21 protein-coding genes and 1 tRNA gene are annotated in these 19,304 nt (G+C 41.1%); 2 read left to right on the forward strand and 20 right to left on the reverse strand.

Translation table 11 applies throughout. The annotated features are described in order from the left end of the window. Nucleotides 1-166 precede the first annotated feature (166 nt). The 7 genes from CPC19_RS08305 to CPC19_RS08335 all read right to left on the reverse strand — a co-directional run bounded on the left by CPC19_RS08305 (nt 167) and on the right by CPC19_RS08335 (nt 6,592). A tRNA-Ser gene (locus tag CPC19_RS08305) sits at nt 167-258 on the reverse strand. Between the two features lie 15 nt (nt 259-273). Further along, the gene (csrA, locus tag CPC19_RS08310) at nt 274-459 is read right to left on the reverse strand and encodes a carbon storage regulator CsrA (protein WP_015005673.1); all 186 of its coding nucleotides are present in this window, start codon (nt 457-459) and stop codon (nt 274-276) included. 112 nt (nt 460-571) lie between these two features. Further along, nucleotides 572-1,792, reverse strand: a complete 1,221-nt coding sequence (locus tag CPC19_RS08315; protein ID WP_016389525.1) for an aspartate kinase — start codon at nt 1,790-1,792, stop codon at nt 572-574. Between the two features lie 65 nt (nt 1,793-1,857). Then, nucleotides 1,858-4,473 carry an alanine--tRNA ligase gene (gene alaS, locus CPC19_RS08320; protein WP_035850419.1) on the reverse strand — a complete coding sequence of 872 codons (2,616 nt, stop codon included), beginning with the start codon at nt 4,471-4,473 and terminating at the stop codon, nt 1,858-1,860. A gap of 17 nt (nt 4,474-4,490) precedes the next feature. Beyond that, nucleotides 4,491-4,892, reverse strand: coding sequence for a regulatory protein RecX (locus tag CPC19_RS08325; RefSeq protein WP_016389527.1), 402 nt, complete (start codon nt 4,890-4,892; stop codon nt 4,491-4,493). 56 nt (nt 4,893-4,948) lie between these two features. Then, complete coding sequence (gene recA / locus CPC19_RS08330; RefSeq protein ID WP_015005669.1) at nt 4,949-5,977, reverse strand: recombinase RecA; 1,029 nt, start codon at nt 5,975-5,977, stop codon at nt 4,949-4,951. A gap of 114 nt (nt 5,978-6,091) precedes the next feature. Next, nucleotides 6,092-6,592 carry a CinA family protein gene (locus CPC19_RS08335; protein ID WP_016389530.1) on the reverse strand — a complete coding sequence of 167 codons (501 nt, stop codon included), beginning with the start codon at nt 6,590-6,592 and terminating at the stop codon, nt 6,092-6,094. Nucleotides 6,593-6,656: 64 nt separating this feature from the next. Here CPC19_RS08335 and mutS point away from each other — a divergent pair, with 64 nt between their 5' ends. Next, nucleotides 6,657-9,227 (forward strand): DNA mismatch repair protein MutS, encoded by a 2,571-nt coding sequence (gene mutS, locus CPC19_RS08340; protein WP_016389531.1) that lies wholly within the window; start codon nt 6,657-6,659, stop codon nt 9,225-9,227. Here the strand turns inward: mutS and CPC19_RS08345 are convergent, their stop codons facing one another. The 7 genes from CPC19_RS08345 to ffh form a co-directional block, all read right to left on the reverse strand. Further along, entirely contained in the window at nt 9,228-9,929 is a 702-nt protein-coding gene (locus CPC19_RS08345) for a DsbC family protein (protein WP_015005666.1), read from the reverse strand. A gap of 78 nt (nt 9,930-10,007) precedes the next feature. After that, a complete protein-coding gene (gene xerD / locus CPC19_RS08350) occupies nt 10,008-10,898 on the reverse strand; it encodes a site-specific tyrosine recombinase XerD (protein ID WP_016389533.1) in 891 nt (296 codons plus the stop codon). A gap of 175 nt (nt 10,899-11,073) precedes the next feature. Next, nucleotides 11,074-11,418, reverse strand: coding sequence for a 50S ribosomal protein L19 (gene rplS / locus CPC19_RS08355; RefSeq protein ID WP_015005664.1), 345 nt, complete (start codon nt 11,416-11,418; stop codon nt 11,074-11,076). A gap of 3 nt (nt 11,419-11,421) precedes the next feature. Beyond that, nucleotides 11,422-12,183: a tRNA (guanosine(37)-N1)-methyltransferase TrmD gene (gene trmD, locus CPC19_RS08360; protein ID WP_016389535.1), complete on the reverse strand. Its 762-nt coding sequence runs from the start codon at nt 12,181-12,183 to the stop codon at nt 11,422-11,424. 5 nt (nt 12,184-12,188) lie between these two features. Continuing rightward, a complete protein-coding gene (rimM, locus tag CPC19_RS08365) occupies nt 12,189-12,725 on the reverse strand; it encodes a ribosome maturation factor RimM (RefSeq protein ID WP_016389536.1) in 537 nt (178 codons plus the stop codon). 2 nt (nt 12,726-12,727) lie between these two features. Further along, a complete protein-coding gene (gene rpsP, locus CPC19_RS08370; protein WP_015005661.1) occupies nt 12,728-12,979 on the reverse strand; it encodes a 30S ribosomal protein S16 in 252 nt (83 codons plus the stop codon). A gap of 130 nt (nt 12,980-13,109) precedes the next feature. Beyond that, nucleotides 13,110-14,477 (reverse strand): signal recognition particle protein, encoded by a 1,368-nt coding sequence (gene ffh / locus CPC19_RS08375; protein ID WP_016389538.1) that lies wholly within the window; start codon nt 14,475-14,477, stop codon nt 13,110-13,112. A 146-nt stretch (nt 14,478-14,623) separates the two neighbouring features. On the opposite strand from ffh, the gene CPC19_RS08380 reads away from it, so the two are divergent. Continuing rightward, nucleotides 14,624-15,451: an inner membrane protein YpjD gene (locus tag CPC19_RS08380; protein ID WP_016389539.1), complete on the forward strand. Its 828-nt coding sequence runs from the start codon at nt 14,624-14,626 to the stop codon at nt 15,449-15,451. On the opposite strand, the gene CPC19_RS08385 is transcribed toward CPC19_RS08380, so the two are convergent. The 6 genes from CPC19_RS08385 to CPC19_RS08410 form a co-directional block, all read right to left on the reverse strand. Continuing rightward, nucleotides 15,448-15,984, reverse strand: coding sequence for a low molecular weight protein-tyrosine-phosphatase (locus CPC19_RS08385; RefSeq protein WP_016389540.1), 537 nt, complete (start codon nt 15,982-15,984; stop codon nt 15,448-15,450). The genes CPC19_RS08380 and CPC19_RS08385 overlap by 4 nt on opposite strands. Nucleotides 15,985-16,230: 246 nt before the next feature. After that, on the reverse strand, nt 16,231-16,989 hold the full coding sequence (gene kdsB / locus CPC19_RS08390) for a 3-deoxy-manno-octulosonate cytidylyltransferase (RefSeq protein WP_015005657.1): 759 nt from the start codon (nt 16,987-16,989) through the stop codon (nt 16,231-16,233). A 1-nt stretch (nt 16,990) separates the two neighbouring features. Next, complete coding sequence (locus CPC19_RS08395) at nt 16,991-17,182, reverse strand: Trm112 family protein (RefSeq protein WP_015005656.1); 192 nt, start codon at nt 17,180-17,182, stop codon at nt 16,991-16,993. Then, complete coding sequence (lpxK, locus tag CPC19_RS08400; RefSeq protein WP_016389542.1) at nt 17,175-18,173, reverse strand: tetraacyldisaccharide 4'-kinase; 999 nt, start codon at nt 18,171-18,173, stop codon at nt 17,175-17,177. The genes CPC19_RS08395 and lpxK overlap by 8 nt, the downstream gene beginning before the upstream one ends. Nucleotides 18,174-18,189: 16 nt before the next feature. After that, on the reverse strand, nt 18,190-18,609 hold the full coding sequence (locus CPC19_RS08405) for a biopolymer transporter ExbD (RefSeq protein ID WP_015005654.1): 420 nt from the start codon (nt 18,607-18,609) through the stop codon (nt 18,190-18,192). Between the two features lie 5 nt (nt 18,610-18,614). Beyond that, entirely contained in the window at nt 18,615-19,223 is a 609-nt protein-coding gene (locus CPC19_RS08410) for a MotA/TolQ/ExbB proton channel family protein (RefSeq protein ID WP_026362587.1), read from the reverse strand. Between the last annotated feature and the right edge of the window lie 81 nt (nt 19,224-19,304).

The following is a 19,304-nucleotide window of genomic DNA, read 5'->3' on the forward strand; positions in this document are numbered from 1 at the left end:
GTCAGCTCATTGCTTCACAAGCGATCTGCACCGTACGCTAACTACTAGGCTATTTTGCTTTGATGAACAAAGCTAATTAAGTCGATTTGAACGGGAATTCACACCAACAATGATGTATTAACTAAGAGAAACCAATAAATTGAACAATATTGATTGATCTCACAAATGGCGGAGAGAGAGGGATTCGAACCCTCGATGGGCTATAAAACCCATACTCCCTTAGCAGGGGAGCGCCTTCAGCCGCTCGGCCATCTCTCCGGAATTTATTACTGACTATTTGTTACCGTCTGTACCTTTTTCATCTTGAATTTTATTATAAATCTCTTCACGATGAACAGTAACGCTTTTAGGTGCGTCAACTCCAATTCTTACTTGGTTTCCTTTTACCCCTAAAACGATGATAGAGACATCATCTCCAATCACAAGGGACTCACCAACTTTACGCGTTAATATAAGCATATTAGCTCCTTATTGCTTCTTCTTTGAAGCGTTGCCAACCAATTTATATATTTATTATTATTTGGCGTATTCTACCATAGCTAATTAAACTCAAACAGCTCTCAAGTGATGATTATTCACCTGACAGACCAAAAGATTCATGCAACGTACGAACCGCTAATTCTAAGTATTTTTCATCGACCACAACTGAAATTTTAATTTCTGAGGTTGATATCATTCGAATATTAATCCCTTCGTCTGCTAACGCTGTAAACATTTGACTGGCAATGCCTGCGTGCGAACGCATACCAACGCCCACGATCGATACTTTAACTATTTTATTATCGCCGTCAACATTTTTAGCCCCTAGCTCAGCGCAAATATTTTGTAATATCTGCATCGTTTTTTCATAATCATTTCTGTGGACTGTAAAGGTAAAATCTGTGGTTTTATCTTCCGCAATATTTTGCACAATCATATCAATTTCAATATTAGCATCTGAAATTGGTTTTAGAATTGCTGAAGCAACGCCAGGCATATCTGGCACGCCAGCCAAGGTTACTTTTGCCTCATCACGATTAAACGCAATCCCAGAAATTAATGCTTTTTCCATTTCATCGTCCTCATAAGTAATTAGCGTGCCTTCCCCCTCAACAAAGGTCGATAAAACACGTAATGGAACATTGTATTTACCCGCAAACTCTACAGAACGAATTTGCAGAATTTTAGAACCCAAGCTGGCCATTTCAAGCATTTCTTCGAAAGTAATTCTGTCCAATCTTCTTGCTTTTGGTTCAACCCTTGGGTCGGTGGTATAAACACCATCTACATCAGTATAAATTCTACACTCATCAGCCTTTAACGCAGCAGCTAAGGCCACAGCTGTTGTATCTGAGCCCCCTCTCCCTAAGGTCGTTATTGCCCCACTAGCCGTTACACCTTGAAAGCCTGCTACGACAACAATTCTATTGTTATCTAAATCTGCTTGAATGTTCGTTGTTTGGATTTCCTCTATACGAGCTTTCCCATGGGCGTCATCAGTCACTATTTTGACTTGCCCACCCGTATAAGACGTTGCTTCTTGACCCAGTTCTTCAAGCGCCATACACAATAGGGCTATGGTTACTTGTTCTCCAGTAGATAGCAATACATCCATTTGTTTCGCAGAGGGGCGGTGCTGCATTTGCTTTGCAAGCTCCGTCATACGGTTTGTTTCACCACTCATCGCTGACACCACAACAACTAAATCATGCTGTGTCGATTTTTTTTCTTGGACTAACTTTTTGGCAACACCTTTTATTTTTTCAGCAGTGCCTACCGAAGTGCCACCATATTTATGTACATGTAAACTCATCGTTGCTTCATCATATCTTGCGTAATTTATCGTCTGAACGTTGCTAGGTTAGACCCTAATACTTATTAACTAGCATCCGTTAATTTTTTCTCAACCCAAGTTGGTACTGATTTTAAAGCACCCTCTAACGCAGCAAGATCATTACCACCCGCCTGTGCCATATCCGCTCTGCCACCACCTTTACCACCTACCTGTAAAGCGACGGAATTAACCAACTCACCCGCCTTTATACGGTCAGTTTGATTTTTAGAAACACCCGCTATTAACGTGATTTTTTCACCCTGTGTTGTTGATAGAACAACCGCTGCATTGCCTAATTTGTCTTTTAATTGGTCTACTAAATCACGTAACGTTTTATTGTCTGCACCCTCAATATTGGCAGCCAACACATTAAGCCCATCAATTTGTACTGCTTGGTTTTGCAAATCACCACTGGCTGCTGTTGCTAATTGACCTTTTAATTGTTCTAGTTCTTTTTCAAGTGCTTTATTTTTATCTTGAATTTGAACAACCTTCTCTAATGCAGATTCACGATTACCTTTAACCACTTTGGCAATTTTTTGCAGTAGCTCATCACTCTGCTCTACCCATGATAACGCGCCTTCTCCAGCGATAGCTTCTATACGACGTACGCCCGATGCAATCCCTGTTTCAGAGAGTATCTTAATTAAGCCAATATCACCTACCCGATTGACATGCGTACCACCACATAACTCTGTGGAAAACTCACCCATTTTCAAGACCCGGACTTTATCGCCATACTTTTCACCAAACAGTGCCATAGCACCGTTAGCGATGGCTGTTTCTTGATCGGTGACTTGTGTTTGTACCTCTTCATTAAAGCGAATCTGTGCATTAACTAAACGCTCAATTTCTTGAAGCTGAGCAGCTGTAATGGGCTCGAAGTGGCTAAAATCAAAACGTAGCCTGCTTGCTTCAACCAGCGAGCCTTTTTGTGTAACGTGTTCACCCAGCACTTTACGAAGGGCTGCGTGTAAAAGGTGTGTCGCCGAGTGATTAGAGGCCGTTGCTTGTCGATTATTCTTATCGACTACAGCGTGTACAAACTGCTCGCTTTTAAACTCACCCTTGCTGACTTGACCAATATGGAAATAGGCATCTGCCTTTTTTTGAACATCTACCACATCAAATATTGCCATTGATGTAGTAATCTGTCCATGATCGCCAGCTTGACCGCCTGACTCTGCATAAAAAGGCGTTTTATCTAACACTAAATAACCGCTTTCGCCCTCACAAATTGTCGAGCTTTGTTCACCATTTTTATAAATAGCTTCCAGTTTGGATTCTGCTTGCAGCGACTCATAGCCAATAAACTCAGTTGCTTGTGTTAAATGCGGCAAATCGGGGCCATCTGCTGAAAATGAACTGGCTGACCTTGCACGTTCACGTTGAGCGTCCATGGCCTTTTCAAAACCATCGAAGTCTACAGTTAAGCCATTCTCTCTTGCATAATCAGCGGTTAAATCAACGGGAAAACCATAGGTATCATAGAGTTTAAAAGCCGTTTCACCGGTAATCAGTTTATCTTTTAATGATTGCGTGCCATCTTGTAAAAGCTTCATTCCTTGCTCTAACGTTTCAGCAAAACGTTGCTCTTCTTTTAGCAAGATATTACTCACCATATCCGCTTTTTCAGTTAATTCAGGATACGCTGAGCCCATTTGCTCCACTAAGGGTTGCACGAGCTTATGAAAGAAGACCTCTTTCATATCCAATTTATAGCCGTGTCGAATGGCTCGGCGAATAATACGCCTTAACACATAACCGCGACCTTCATTAGAAGGTTGCACACCATCTACGATAAGAAATGCACATGAGCGAATATGGTCAACTAAAACACGTAAAGAAGTATGACTTGTATCTTTTGTGCCCGTTAATGTTGCTGCATTTTTAATGAGAGATTTAAACAGCTCAATATCATAATTATTGTGGACGCCTTGCAAAACAGCTGCCACACGCTCCAAACCCATACCTGTATCAACAGAGGGCTTTGGTAATGGTGTTAACTCGCCTTTATCATTACGATCGTACTGCATGAAAACTAAATTCCATATTTCGACGTAACGATCACCATCTTCTTCTGGTGTGCCGGGGGGGCCTCCGGCAACCTGCTCACCATGATCATAAAATATTTCAGAACATGGGCCACACGGACCTGTCTCGCCCATTGACCAGAAGTTGTCTTTTGCACCAATTCTTGACAAACGGTCCGCATCGACGCCGACTTCATTTAGCCAAATATCAGCAGCTTCTGTGTCTTCATCAAAAACGGTCACCCATAGTTTTTCAGCAGGAATACCAAGTTCCTCAACAAGAAAATCCCATGCATATTTAATAGCATCACGTTTAAAGTATTCACCAAAACTAAAATTGCCCAGCATTTCAAAAAAGGTGTGATGACGCGCCGTGTAACCAACATTTTCAAGGTCGTTATGCTTACCACCCGCTCTAACACAACGCTGCGAAGAGGTCGCCATCGTGTATGAACGCTTTTCTTCTCCTAGGAAAACGTTTTTAAACTGCACCATACCCGCATTAGTAAACAATAGCGTTGGGTCGTTTCCAGGCACCAACGAGCTAGACGGAACAATCTGATGTCCGCGTTTTTCAAAATATGTCAAAAAGGCTGATCTAATTTCAGCACTGCTTAAATTTTTCATCTCGTTTAAAACCTGCATTAAGACAATTGATTAAACAATTGCCGAATCATCTCGTTGGTATACCCTTTATGTTGAAAGAAGCGTGTACGTTTTGCCCGTTCTTTCATATCTTTTGGCGGTTGATGCCCGTATTTCTTAGTATGTAATTCGCTTAATAACGCTTGCCAATCAGGTGGTTCATCAAACACGGTGTCAATATTTACTTCAACGCCTCTTTGCTTTAATTCGTATTCTATTCGAGTTGGCCCAAAACCTTTATAAACCCTTGAACGACTGTAACTCTCTGCAAACCGTTGATCACTTTGCCAATTTAATTCAATAAACTCTTCTAATAAGCGCTCAATATCATTTTCAGCAAAACCTTTTCCTGTGAGCTTTTGAATAAGTTCTAGCTGACTATGTTCACGCCTAGCCAGCATAGCAAGGCAGCTCGCTCTTAGCTTTGATAGCTCTCTTTTCTTATCTTCACTCAGGCTTACTCACCTTCATCAATTAATTTTTCTTTCTGCTCTTTTTTAGGTAACAAAGCATCCCTAATGTTTGCCTCTAGTTCGGCTGATTTATCAGGGTTTTCCTTAAAGAAACTTTTGGCATTGTCCTTACCTTGGCCAATTTTAGCACCGCCATAGCTGTACCAAGAGCCTGCTTTTTCAACAAGGTCTAAGCTCACACCTAAGTCAACCAGTTCGCCCTCACGTGAAATCCCTTCACCATACAAAATTTCAAATAATGCCTGTTTAAATGGTGGCGCTACCTTATTTTTTACAACCTTTACACGTGTATCATTACCTAATATTTCATCACCTTTCTTAATCGCACCGATACGACGAATATCTAAACGAACTGATGAATAAAACTTCAATGCGTTACCGCCTGTTGTGGTCTCTGGGTTGCCAAACATTACGCCAATTTTCATTCGAATTTGGTTAATAAATACTACCAAGGTATTTGAGCGTTTGATATTACCTGTTAACTTTCTAAGCGCTTGAGACATTAAACGGGCTTGCAGGCCAACATGGTGATCTCCCATATCCCCTTCGATTTCAGCTTTTGGTGTTAAAGCCGCTACTGAGTCAACAACAACCATATCAACAGCGCCAGAACGTACTAACATATCTACAATTTCTAAGGCCTGTTCACCCGTATCAGGTTGCGAAACGAGCAATTCATCCATATTCACACCAATTTTATCGGCATAAATAGGATCTAGAGCATGCTCTGCATCAACAAAGGCCGCTGTACCACCTGCTTTTTGACATTGAGCAATGGTTTCTAAAGTTAACGTTGTTTTACCAGAGGATTCAGGACCGTAAATTTCAACAATACGCCCACGTGGCAAGCCACCAACACCTAAGGCAACATCCAATGCAATTGACCCAGTTGAATAGGTTCCAATATCAGGAATGGTTGAACCATCGCCCATTCGCATGACTGACCCTTTACCGAATTGTTTCTCGATTTGAAGTAATGCCGCACTCAGCGCCTTTTTCTTATTTTCATCCATTTTTTATCCCCTTAAAGGCTTCCACATCCTGTAAAAGCTAGTTATCGTCAATAATCTTGAATTATCACACATCCTTAAGATGAGCACATAATGAAATCACTATTTTATGGTGGCTTATTGACTTAGATGATCAACCAATAATGTTAATGCCGTTAGCAAGGCTTGTTGCCGGACTTGATCTCGAGTTCCTTCAAAATTTTTCTTTATTGAATATGTCTCATAAGGCGATGCTTTAAGCCCAAACCAGACCAAACCAACGGGTTTTTCTAGTGTGCCGCCTGATGGCCCAGCAACCCCAGTAATAGATACTGATATGGATGAGTTAAACGCCTCAATCACACCTTCAGCCATCTGTTCAGCTACCTCCTGACTAACCGCACCATATTGATCAAGGTTTTTTTTATTCACATGGATTAACCGCTGCTTTGAATCATTGCTATAGCTCACCACGCCGCCTAGAAACCATTCGCTACTACCTGCTAAGTCTGTCAGTATTTTTGAAAGCCAGCCACCTGTGCAGGATTCTGCAACAGCCAGTGTTTTATTCTTTTCAATGAGTAAGCCAGCCAATTTTTCCGCTAATAAGCCTGCTTCGTTTAATATCGAATCTGTCATTCACCACTACCTATTTTTTTTATTACAATTTACCGAATACCTGCAAGGTTGTTACACTATCACGATGCCTAAAAGTACCCCTACAAAAAAAGCCATCACTCCGATGATGCAACAATATTTGCGCATCAAAGAGGATCACCCCAATACTCTTTTATTTTACCGTATGGGGGATTTCTATGAACTGTTTCTTGATGATGCCATCAAGGCGTCTAATATACTGGGCATCACATTAACCAGTCGTGGGCAAATTGAAAACAAGCCTGTTCCTATGGCTGGCATCCCGCATCATGCTGCCGATGGTTACATCGCTAAACTATTAAAAGCCAGTGAATGCGTTGCAATTTGCGAGCAAATTGGTGACCCCGCCACGTCTAAAGGACCTGTTGAACGCAAGGTTGTTCGCGTTATTACCCCAGGCACCTTAACCGAAGACTCACTACTCGACTCTCATTGCGATAGTTTGCTTTGCGCCGTTTTCGAACAAAAAAAACAATACGGTTTAGCAACACTTGATCTAGCTAGTGGGCGTTTTTTATTACAAGAAATAGATCATGAAGCATCGTTAAAAACCGAATTAGCGCGAATTAATCCAGCTGAAATATTAATTAGTGAAGACAGCTCTTTATCAACACTGTTAGCAACGCATAAAGGCCTAAATTTAATGGCTGATTGGCACTTCGATCAGCAAACAGCTACTCGACTGTTAAATAAACAGTTTGGCACCCAGGACCTAAAAGGCTTTGGCTGCCATGCGATGACACTTGCTCTAAGTGCAGCCGGTGCATTACTACAGTACCTAAAAGATACGCATCAATCATCGCTACCGCATTTACAATCCATTAAGGTCATTCAACAAACAGATTTCATTACCCTTGATGCAGCAACGCGTCAGCACCTTGAGTTGGACTATCACCCAAGCGGTAATATGCATTTCACCTTATTTGGTTTACTTAACCGTTGCAAAACCACAATGGGAACACGTCTTTTACGGCGCTGGATTCATTTACCATTACGTGATCAGAGCACCATAAAGCACCGCTATTTAGCCGTTGAGCAATTACAAACCCAAACAATAATTGACCAGCTACAAGCAAGCCTTAAACAAACCGGTGATATTGAACGAATCACAAGCCGAATCGCATTATTAACGGCTAGACCTCGTGACCTTGTGGTTTTACGTGACACACTAAAGGCAGTTCCTGCTATCCAAAACACCTTAGCTAACCTCGATGCACCACGCCTAAAAACCTTACTTGATCAGACTGGCAACCACCAAACATTAGCTGAGCTCTTAGATAAGGCGATTGTTGACAACCCCCCAGTCTTAATACGTGATGGCGGTGTGATCGCCAATGGTTATGACGAGAAACTCGACGAACTTAAAAACATCAGTGCGAATGCTGATCAGTTTTTACTAGAGATCGAACTAAAGGAACGTGAATTTAGTCAAATTAGTACGCTAAAGCTTAACTATAACCGTGTGCATGGCTACTATATTGAAGTGCCTCGTTCTCAAGCCAACAAGGTACCTGATTACTTCATTCGAAAGCAAACCCTAAAAAATGTTGAGCGCTATATTACGCCTGAACTAAAAACATTTGAAGACAAAGTATTGCATGCAAAAGAACAAGCTTTATCTTATGAAAAAGAGCTATATAACGCCCTACTTTTAAGCATGGCCCCACAACTTAGCGCATTACAATCGTGTGCTGAAGCGCTTGCTGAGATAGACTTACTGACAAATTTCGCAGAACGTGCTGCCACTTTAAATTTTAATCAACCTTCTTTAAGTAATACTGCTGGCATATCAATCAAACAAGGCCGGCACCCTATTGTAGAAAGTGTTATCGACACGCCGTTTATTGCTAATGATATTGAACTAAATTCTAGCCAAAAAATGCTCATTATTACGGGGCCAAATATGGGCGGAAAATCAACTTATATGAGGCAAATAGCCTTATTAACGCTGATGGCACACATTGGGTGTTACATTCCGGCATCAGAGGCCCATTTTGGCCCTATTGATCAAATTTTTACGCGTATTGGAGCAACTGACGACCTTGCCAGTGGGCGCTCAACCTTTATGGTAGAGATGTCGGAAACAGCTAATATTTTGCATAACGCCAGTGACAAAAGCTTAGTTTTGATGGATGAAATTGGCCGAGGAACCAGTACTTTTGATGGCCTTTCACTGGCTTGGGCATGTGCTGATTATCTGGCTAATAAAACTCAACCGTTCACCTTATTTGCCACGCATTATTTTGAAATGACATCTCTGCCCGAATCAGCCCCCACAGCCAAAAATGTTCACTTAGATGCTATTGAGCACGGCGACCACATTGTCTTTTTACATGCCGTTAAAGACGGTGCAGCCAATCAAAGCTACGGACTACAAGTTGCCGCTTTAGCAGGCGTGCCTAAAACAGTTATCAGCAATGCTCGCCTAAAACTGGCAAGCCTTGAAAACCAGCAAAGCAACTTTGAAAAGCCCACACAAACGCATACGCAATTTGATATTTTCAACACGGCTAATAACCAAGCCACTACTGATTTTATTGAACAGCTGTCACCCGATGATTTAAGCCCCAAAGAAGCGCTAGAGGCCTTGTATCAGTTAAAGTCTTTAACGAATTAATTACCAGCCTAAGTGCTGAATCAAATCGTTAGCCGGAACAAAGCCTGGCACCATGGTGCCATCATCAGCAATGATAGCCGGTGTACCAGTAACACCGAAAACTTGCGCGATTCTCATGTGCTCATCAACTGGGTTTTCACACGTTTTATCAACCACTTTGTTGTTTAATTTTGCATCTGTTAACGCTTTATTTCTATCCTTTGCACACCAGACCGACACCGCTTTATGGTAAGACTCTGTATTTGGACCCGAACGTGGGAAAAACATATAGCGTACGGTCATTCCAGCATCCGTATAATCGTTGATTTCGGCATGTAGTTTTCGGCAATAACCACAGTCAATATCTGAAAAAATGGTAATAACATGTTTTTCATTTTTAGCCGGAAAAACAATCATCTTTTTTTCATCTATCTTTGCCATCTCTGATTGACGAGCAGTTTTTAACGCAGAATCTGTCATATTTTCACGACTGACTAAATCAACCATTTCACCTTGAAGAATATACCGTCCATCCTCAGATGCATAAACAACCCTAGCCCCTATCAATACCTGATACAGACCCTCTATAGGTGTTTTAGAAACATGGTTCTCCATAATATTTGGTATCACTTTAGATAAGCCTGTGACAACAGAAGCCTCATCTGCCAAAACCGGTGCACTACAACACGCTAATAAAAACCAACCAAGCAAAACCTTATTCATCTACAACACCTTCTTTATTCATCTGTGATGGTATTAAACACGTTTAAAGATAAAAAGCATACCAGCGGCGTTAACTTTTTAACCTCTAGGGTGAAACCGTTCGTGGATATCTTTTAAACGTTCTTTAGCAATATGGGTATAAATTTGTGTTGTTGACAAGTCACTGTGACCAAGCAATAACTGAACAACTCGCAAATCTGCTCCATGATTTAACAAATGTGTAGCAAAAGCATGACGCAACGTATGTGGCGAAATATCTTTATGAATATCTGCTTTCGCCGCATAACGTTTGATGATGTACCAAAAAGCCTGACGCGTCATCCCTCCGCCACGATTAGTTGGGAACACAACGTCCGCTTTTTTGTCACCCAAAATATCTAAACGCCATCGCTCAATAAACGTTTGCAACCAATCCAACGCTTCTTCACCGACTGGGACTAAACGTTCCTTATTGCCTTTACCAGTTACTCTAACTAGCCCCTGTCTAAAGTTTATTTCTGATAGCGTCAAGCCCACTAACTCAGTAACCCTCAAACCACTTGCATACAGTAATTCAAGCATTGCCCGATCTCTATACCCCAGCGCTGTAGAAGTATCTGGTGCGTTTAACAGGCCCTCTACATCTGCTTCAGATAATGTTGATGGCAAACTTCTAGCAAGCTTTGGCGCATCAATTATCGCAGTAGGGTCTTCGGTTATCACAGCCTCACGTATTAAGTAAGAATAGAAACGTTTTAAACTAGATAAAAAACGTGCTGAAGAGCGAGCCGAGACCCCCTGGGCTAATCGATCGGCTAGGTACGAAGATATATCCGATGACTCTATTGTCAAGAAGCTCTTACGCTGTTTAAGTAACCAACTAGAAAAAGATGTTAAATCAGTTTTATACGCCGCTAAAGTATTATCACTTAGGCCATATTCAACCCATATGTTATCAAGAAATGAAACAATATATTCTTTATCACTCAAGCAGCAGGCCTTTCAGCTATTAAAAAACATATCATATCAATAAAAACTCAGCTAATTCACATCAACCACATAAACCACATGCAAAAAAAAAGGCCAGTACATCGGCCTTTTTTTATGTGTCTGCTAACGATTAACTAATCGTCATTAAAGCAACTTAGTTACTTTAAATATAATGCTATAGCTTTTCTTTAATACGAGCCGCTTTACCACGTAACTCACGAAGATAATAAAGTTTCGCACGTCTAACTGAACCACGTCTTTTCACTTCAACACCAGCAATCAATTTACTATATGTTTGAAAAACACGCTCAACACCTTCGCCGTGTGAGATTTTACGAACTGTAAATGCTGAATTTACGCCACGATTACGTTTTGCAATCACAATCCCTTCAAACGCCTGAATACGCTCTGTGGTGCCTTCTTTAACTTTAACCTTCACAACGACCGTATCACCTGAACTAAATGCAGGCAATTCATTAGTCATTTGTTCTGCTTCAATTTGTGCAATTATATTACTCATTTTTTATTCCTTAGTTTTAACTCTTTGATTATTTGATTCTTTTATAAACTCGTCAAGTAACGACTGTTGGTGCTTATTTAAGACAATTTTGTCTAATAAGTCAGGTCGTTTTTGCCACGTTTTTCCTAACCGCTGTTTTTCTCGCCATTGAGCAATTTTTTCATGGTGCCCACTTAACAACACACTTGGTACTGACTTTCCTTCAAACTCATCTGGTCGCGTATAGTGAGGGTGATCTAACAAACCCTCAACAAACGAGTCTTCAACAGCCGAACATTCGTGCCCTAACACCGTTGGTAAGCTCCTAGACACTGCATCTATCAATACCAATGCAGGTAACTCACCACCACTCAGTACAAAATCACCAATCGACCATTCTTCATCGATATAATCTTCTAGCAGCCTTTCATCAACACCTTCATACCGACCCGCCAACAACACTAGATGTGAGAATTCAGCCAAATATTCAACACCTTGTTGATCTAGTTTTCGCCCCTGAGGACTTAAATAAATCACCTTTGATGGCTTATCAATCTGTCTTACCGCTGTTTGTATTGCTTTTTTCAACGGTTCGACCTTCATCACCATGCCAGGACCTCCCCCAAAAGGGCGATCATCTACCGTTCGGTGTACATCTTTCGTAAAATCCCTAGGATTCCACGTTTTTAACTGCACCTTACCAGCGTCTATCGCTTTACCAACAACACCCATAGATGCCGCTTGTTCAAACAACTCAGGAAATAACGTTATAACATCAAAACGCATGGACGTTAAAAGTCTAACTCCCAATCAACAACCATCTGTTGCGCTTCCAAATCAACAGACCTTACTACCTGGCCTGTAACATAAGGGATTAACCGCTCTTTATCTCCCTTAACAACAATAACGTCATTCGCTCCGGTTTCAAGCAAATGATCAATCATTCCAAAATCATCTCCTTTTGTTGAGACAACTTTCAAACCAATCAGGTCAGACCAGTAATACTCATCTTTCCCTAAGGTTGGCAACTGATCTGGCTTAATATAAATATCAGAACCAACCCACAATTCAGCCTCATTTCTATCATCAACACCTTCTAATTGGACGATGATTGTTTTTCCGTGTGGCTTACCTGCTTTTATTTTAACTTGCTTACGAACCTTATTTCGCTCTATATACCAAGGTTGGTAAGACAGTATATTTTCTTTTTTATCTGTGTTTGCGTAGACCTTTAACCAGCCTTTAACGCCAAACACACCAGAGATATTCCCTAGTTTTAGCCAGCTGTTTTCTTTCTGTATTTGTTCTGTTTTTGTTACTTGTGTCACCTTTAAGCGGCAGTTTCAGCAGCCTCTTTTACAAGCTTTGCAACACGCTCGCTTGTTTGGGCGCCTTGAGCAACCCAATGGTCTACACGATCAGTATCGAGTGTTAAACGAACTTCGCCACCAGTAGCTCTTGGGTTGTAATAACCCACTCTTTCGATGTATCGACCATCGCGACTTCTGCGACTATCTGCAACAACAACGTGATAGAAAGGACGTTTTTTCGCGCCAGTTCTTGAAAGACGTATCTTTACCATTTATTTTCCTTAAATTCTGTTTTATAAATCTTAATTAGGTTAACTCGTTAATTTTACGCGAATTATTTAATTTGGTGAAGTTTTTTTCATTATTCCACCTAATAATTACTAAAATTCGATGCCTTTTCAGTTATTGGAAAGGGAAACCTTGCCCTTGCCCCATCTGGCCTTTCAATCCACGCATCATTTTAGCCATGCCGCCTTTTGACATTTTTTTCATCATTTTTTGTGCCTGCTTGTACTGTTTCATAAGTTTATTAACATCTTGAACTTGTAAGCCTGCACCTGCCGCAATTCGCTTTCTTCTTGAACCATTAATCAAAGTTGGAAATATTTTTTCCTTTTTGGTCATGGAGTTAATTAATGCAATTTGTCTTGTAAACTCTTTATCATTGACTTGGCTTTTCACATTTTGGGGAACATTCGACATACCAGGAATTTTATCCATCATTGCACTCATACCACCCATTTCCATCATTTGACTTAATTGATCTTTATAATCGTCTAAATCAAACCCTTTACCTTTTTGAATTTTTTTAGCTAACTTCTCAGCTTTGTTTTTATCAACTTTGCGTTCAATCTCTTCAACTAAACTTAACGCATCGCCCATACCTAACAAGCGTGAAGCCACTCGATCAGGGTGGAAAGGCTCTAAAGCATCTATTTTTTCACCAACCCCTAAAAACTTAATCGGCTTACCTGTTATTTGACGAATAGATAAGGCCGCACCGCCTCTTGCATCACCATCTGTTTTAGTTAACACGACCCCCGTCAACGGCAACACATCATTAAATGCCTTTGCCGTATTTGCGGCATCTTGCCCGGTCATACTATCGACAACAAAAAGTGTTTCAGCGGGATTAGCAGCCATATGAACCTGACGAATTTCATTCATCATTTCATCATCCACATGTAAACGACCCGCCGTATCAACAATCAACACATCGCTAAATTCCTTTTTTGCTTGTGCAATTGCGTTATTGACAATATCAACTGGTTTTTGCTCGGCTGAACTTGGGTAAAAACCCGCCCCTACTTCTGTCGCTAATGTTTGTAGCTGATCAATTGCAGCAGGGCGATACACATCAGCACTAACTACCATTACTGATTTTTTGTGGCGCTCCATTAACAGACGAGACAATTTAGCAACCGTTGTGGTTTTACCTGACCCTTGCAAACCAGCCATCAAAATGACGACCGGTGGAGTAGCCGACAGGTTTAATGACTCATTGCCATCGCCCATCGTTTTAACTAATTCGTCATTAACAATTTTGAGCAACGCTTGACCAGGTGACAGACTTTGCATCACCTCTTGACCTAACGCTTTTTGCTTAACTGTATCAGTAAAGGCTTTAACGACTGGAAGAGCGACATCTGCTTCCAACAAGGCCATTCTAACCTCGCGCATTGTCTCTTGAATATTGTCTTCTGTTAAACGCCCTTGCCCCCGGATATTTTTAAAGGTGGCATTAAGACGGTCTGTTAAGTTATCAAACATGATTATTACCTTAAAAATGTATTAGTGGTATTTTCGCACGTCTTTACGTCCTGTGCAGTTGATTTTATAGCTTAAAAGTCAGATAAAGAGATAATTTTGAACATCAGTACTTCTACCAAACGGTGCTTTATGACACACTATCGTTTATGCTTTTTTCCCTTACGATTTTTAATACCTTAACCGTTGTTAGCGCCCTTTTATACATTATTGGCGCCTGCCTTATTGTTGTTAATCTAAACAGCACAGAGCCTACGTTTAAGAGCCAACGTCAATGGGTCTTAATCTCTGCTATTTTAGCCATTGTTATACATACATCACTGGTTGCCCATAGCTATAGCGTCAACCAAATTATTGCCAACGATTTATTTAGCATGCTTTCATTGGTTTTTTTGGTGATCGGTTTATTATTTATTATCTCAGCAGCAAATCAATCTATAGAGACTCTATCGATTATTATTTTTCCTTTTTCTGCGCTCGCTGTTTTACTAAACTTTAATAATGCATCACCACCCTTACCAACTAGCAACCTAGATGGCGGCTTACAAGCGCATATCATTTTATCCGTTTTATCGTACAGCTTATTAACCGTTGCCGCCTTTCAATCCATTCTGCTTTCGCTTCAAGAAAAACAATTGCATAACCGCCACCCAAGTCGATTAATCAATTGTTTGCCGCCTATGCAACTGATGGAAAGCCTACTGTTTAGAACCATCTTTTTAGGTATGCTTTTGTTAACCTTTGCTCTTGCAAGTGGTTTTATTTTTCTTGATGATATTTTTGCCCAACATTTAGTTCATAAAACCTTCCTATCAATTATTGCTTGGGTTTTATTTGCCGCATTATTAGGTGGCCGATATTTTTTTGGCTGGCGCGGACAAAAGGCAGTTAAGTGGACCTATGGTGGTTACTTTGCCTTGATGTTAGCTTATTTTGGTAGTAAGTTCGTCTTACAAATGCTCTTAGATCAAGGTTAACGCGTCAGCTTTTCTTCCAATTCCAGCATCAAACCTTCACAAGCATCCTCAATCAAATCTAATACTCGCTCAAAACCATTTCCTTGACCATAATATGGATCAGGCACTTCCTTAAGCGATGTGCGTGTTGCAAAGTCCAATATAAATTTAATCTTATGCCGGTGCTCTTTCGGGCACGATTCTAAAGTTAAATAGTAGTTATCTTTGTCTGCCACCAGCAAATAATCAAACTCTTCAAAATCATAATCATCTAATTGTCGTGCTTTTAAATCGTGCAAATCAATGCCACGTTCATGCGCCGCTTGTACTGACCTTGGATCAGGGCTTTTACCGATGTGATAAGCATGCGTCCCAGCCGAGTCCACATGAATTGAATGCTGAAACCCTTTTGCCTTGACCATTTCTCGAAAAACACCATGAGCAGTCGGGGACCTGCAAATATTACCCATGCAAATAAAGAGTACTTTTATTGCTTCCATATCACCTTGAAAACTAATTAATCGTTTAAATTTATACAAATAGCGAAAACACATTGCTAACTAGTTACAAATTCAATCATTCTAATAAGCATGCCATTCGCTTTATATTAGCACTGACATGGTCATCGACCAAAAGTCACGACAGTTCACTTCTCAACCAGCACATTGAGTTGCACATCAGCACGGTTTTGCGATTGATCTGGAACTACACGATAACATGCGTATACAGTTTATAAATTTGAACCTTTTTAGGCACTCAAGAGCTAGAAACAGCTCCACGTATAATATTATGCGTTGTTATTACACGCTCAATAATGCATTAATTCTATCTAAATCAGCCTGTGTATCCACTCCAGCTTCAGGCACTTTCTCTACCGCAGGCACGATAATTCTCTCGCCTTGGTACAAAATCCTCAGCTGTTCAAGCGATTCAATTTGTTCAAGTGCACATACAGGCCATGTAATATAACGCCTCAAAAAGCCGGCGGTATAACTATAAATACCGATGTGTCTAAAATGCTCACCTTGGCCACTGCCTGCTTTAACAGGAAATGCATCACGATCCCAGGGAATAGGGGCTCGGCTAAAATACAGTGCATACCCCTTTGCATCACGAACCACTTTTACCGCATTCGGGTTAAAAACTTCTGCCAATTCAAAGATAGGGGCGCATAAACTAGCTACTTGAGCCACCTCTTGCTCCATTAACGCTATTGCAGCTCGCTTGATTAATTCTGGTGGGATTAGCGGTTCATCACCTTGGCAATTTACCACTACCGTGTCATCCTTCCATTGCAGTGTATTCGCGACTTCGGCTAAACGTTCTGTGCCACTGGTATGTTTTGCAGATGTCATCACCGCATTAAAGCCGGCTTGTTTAACACAGTCGACAATACGCTCATCATCCGTTGCCACGACAACTTCTTGCGCTCCCGCTAAGGAGGCCTTCTCGCAAACATGTAAGATCATCTCTTTTCCAGCTATCTTTAATAGTGGTTTGCCGGGCAGCCGAGATGAACCATAACGGGCAGGAATTACAACTTTAAAGGTATTCACCATTTCATGACCTCAGCGCGTCTGCCTCATCAGCGCTCAGCTCCCTCGCCTCATTAATCAACATAATCGGAATATCATCGCGGACCGTATAAGCAAGCCGGCACGGTATACACACTAATTCTTGTTCCTCTTGTACGTACACCAAACTCGACTTACAAGAGGGGCACGCCAATATTTCCAGTAGTTTCTTATCCATTTATTTTCTCTTTTATCAATGATAATAACGTTAAGCCAAAATTCTGTGTCATTTGCGCTTTGATTGGCACATACCAGTGTTTTCTAGTCGCCATATGCGTACATTTCACAGCATCTTTTTCGGTCATCAGCACCTGCTTTTCATCATTAAAGTTTATATCTTTTTCGGTGTACTTATAGTGATCTGGAAAAATATGTGGTTCAAAAGAAAGGTTAAATTTCTTTAAATGTGAAAAGAATCGAGAGGGGTTACCTAAACCCGCTATCGCGTGACATTCTGCTGCTCTAAAGCTCTGCAAATCAAGTCGTTCAGACTCATCCACTAGCATTACCGCCTCACTGCCATCTACCCTCAATGGGTATTCATGCTTATTTGCAAGCCCATTACAGACAATAAAATCAACTGATTCTAATCGCTCGACAGGTTCACGCAATGGCCCAGCGGGCAGTAAATAACGATTACCATAGCGACGCTCCCCATCAACTACGGCAATTTCAATATCTCGTTGCAATGCATAATGCTGAAGCCCATCATCTGAGATAATAATATCGCAGTGATGGTGGTCTATTAACGCTTGTGCGCTATCCGCTCGGCTAGGCCCTACCGCCACCGGGCATTGCGTTCGTCTTGCTAATATTTTTGCCTCATCACCGACCACTCTTGAGTCGCTGTCCTCTCGTACTTGCTGGGGCCAACTAGATGCGATACCACCATAACCACGACTAATAACGCCCGGCTTATAGCCAGCAGACTTTAACAGTTCGGCTACCCAAATCACGATAGGCGTTTTACCAGTTCCACCGACGGTAATATTACCGACCACAATAACCGGTACACTTAAACAAGTTGACCTTAACCAGCCTTTTTTATAGAGCCAAGCACGTAGCTTAACAATGACCCCAAACAACCATGATAATGGAACGAACAATAGGGCAACAGGGCGTTGCCCATACCACATGCTATCAATAAACCGACTTATTTTATGACTCATAAAGCGTTAAACTACGTTATTGCTTTGGCACAGGCTGGTTCGCCGCAAAAGTAATATTTACAAAACCTAACTGACCAGCGGCATCTAATACCGTAATCACCGATTGATGTGTCGCTTGACCATCTGCACTAATCAACAACGGTGGGTTCTTTTGATCTCCCGCAGCCTGCTTTAATGCTTTCTTGATAGTCTCCAAGCCTGAATTGACGAGCTCTTTGTCGTTAATAAAAAAACGACTTTTTGAATCAATACTGACCTCTAAGGTTTTAGTCGCTTGCTTTTGCTCACCAGAGGCTTGCGGTAATTCAATTTTTAACTGTGTTTCACGGTCAAACGTTGTTGTGACCATGAAGAAGATCAATAATAAAAAAACGACATCTATTAGAGGGGTTAAATTAAGATCAAAACCTTCTCTGTTTTTACGCTTAAAATTCATCTGGTTTACTCACGTTCCCCGTGCATCATTTCAACCAACTTAAGCGCCTCACTTTCCATTTTTATCACCAACTCATCTACCTTACCCCTAAAATAGCGATAAAACATTAATGAAGGAATCGCCACAGACATCCCCGAAGCCGTTGTGATTAATGCTTGAGAAATACCCCCCGCCAATACAGTAGGGTCCCCCACACCATTTGCTGTAATAGCAGCAAAAACATTAATCATCCCGATAACGGTGCCTAATAGGCCTAATAAGGGTGTAATTGACGCAATTGTACCAAGAGAGTTTAAATACCTTTCAAGCTCGTGTGCTACTTGGCGCCCTACTTCTTCTATGCTTTCACGCATAATTTCGCGGCCATGAGATTGATTAATAATGCCCGCCGCTAAGACACGACCAAGGGGTGAGCTATTCGAGAGGCTTCTCACTTTGCTGTTATCCAACTGGTTAGCCTTATGTAAAGACCATACAGAAGAAACCAGTTCACGCGGGAGTATTTTCTCACTATTTAATGACCAGAAACGTTCACCAATTATCGCCAATGAAACAATTGAACACGCAATAATTGGAACCATTAACCAACCACCTGACATCAAAATTTCTAGCACAGCACCCTCAATTTTCAATAATTTAATTACGCTGTCATATTACTGTATTTTTAAACTCTATTCACCTTTACAACCCGTTAA

The organism is Cycloclasticus sp. PY97N, from assembly GCF_002443175.1.
GTDB lineage: Bacteria > Pseudomonadota > Gammaproteobacteria > Methylococcales > Cycloclasticaceae > Cycloclasticus > Cycloclasticus pugetii.

Excerpts from the sequence above, each read along its gene's own strand:
- CPC19_RS08395 (WP_015005656.1), bottom strand. The coding sequence starts at position 17,182 with ATGGATAAGAAACTACTGGAAATATTGGCGTGCCCCTCTTGTAAGTCG.
- trmD (WP_016389535.1), bottom strand. The coding sequence starts at position 12,183 with ATGCGTTTTGATGTTATAACGTTATTTCCTGAGTTGTTTGAACAAGCG.
- recA (WP_015005669.1), bottom strand. The coding sequence starts at position 5,977 with ATGGATGAAAATAAGAAAAAGGCGCTGAGTGCGGCATTACTTCAAATC.
- CPC19_RS08335 (WP_016389530.1), bottom strand. The coding sequence starts at position 6,592 with ATGACAGATTCGATATTAAACGAAGCAGGCTTATTAGCGGAAAAATTG.
- kdsB (WP_015005657.1), bottom strand. The coding sequence starts at position 16,989 with ATGGTGAATACCTTTAAAGTTGTAATTCCTGCCCGTTATGGTTCATCT.
- CPC19_RS08380 (WP_016389539.1), top strand. The coding sequence starts at position 14,624 with ATGCTTTTTTCCCTTACGATTTTTAATACCTTAACCGTTGTTAGCGCC.
- csrA (WP_015005673.1), bottom strand. The coding sequence starts at position 459 with ATGCTTATATTAACGCGTAAAGTTGGTGAGTCCCTTGTGATTGGAGAT.
- alaS (WP_035850419.1), bottom strand. The coding sequence starts at position 4,473 with ATGAAAAATTTAAGCAGTGCTGAAATTAGATCAGCCTTTTTGACATAT.
- ffh (WP_016389538.1), bottom strand. The coding sequence starts at position 14,477 with ATGTTTGATAACTTAACAGACCGTCTTAATGCCACCTTTAAAAATATC.
- mutS (WP_016389531.1), top strand. The coding sequence starts at position 6,657 with ATGCCTAAAAGTACCCCTACAAAAAAAGCCATCACTCCGATGATGCAA.
- CPC19_RS08405 (WP_015005654.1), bottom strand. The coding sequence starts at position 18,609 with ATGAATTTTAAGCGTAAAAACAGAGAAGGTTTTGATCTTAATTTAACC.
- CPC19_RS08345 (WP_015005666.1), bottom strand. The coding sequence starts at position 9,929 with ATGAATAAGGTTTTGCTTGGTTGGTTTTTATTAGCGTGTTGTAGTGCA.
- CPC19_RS08325 (WP_016389527.1), bottom strand. The coding sequence starts at position 4,892 with ATGCTGGCTAGGCGTGAACATAGTCAGCTAGAACTTATTCAAAAGCTC.
- CPC19_RS08385 (WP_016389540.1), bottom strand. The coding sequence starts at position 15,984 with ATGTGTTTTCGCTATTTGTATAAATTTAAACGATTAATTAGTTTTCAA.
- rpsP (WP_015005661.1), bottom strand. The coding sequence starts at position 12,979 with ATGGTAAAGATACGTCTTTCAAGAACTGGCGCGAAAAAACGTCCTTTC.
- rplS (WP_015005664.1), bottom strand. The coding sequence starts at position 11,418 with ATGAGTAATATAATTGCACAAATTGAAGCAGAACAAATGACTAATGAA.
- CPC19_RS08315 (WP_016389525.1), bottom strand. The coding sequence starts at position 1,792 with ATGAGTTTACATGTACATAAATATGGTGGCACTTCGGTAGGCACTGCT.
- lpxK (WP_016389542.1), bottom strand. The coding sequence starts at position 18,173 with ATGAGTCATAAAATAAGTCGGTTTATTGATAGCATGTGGTATGGGCAA.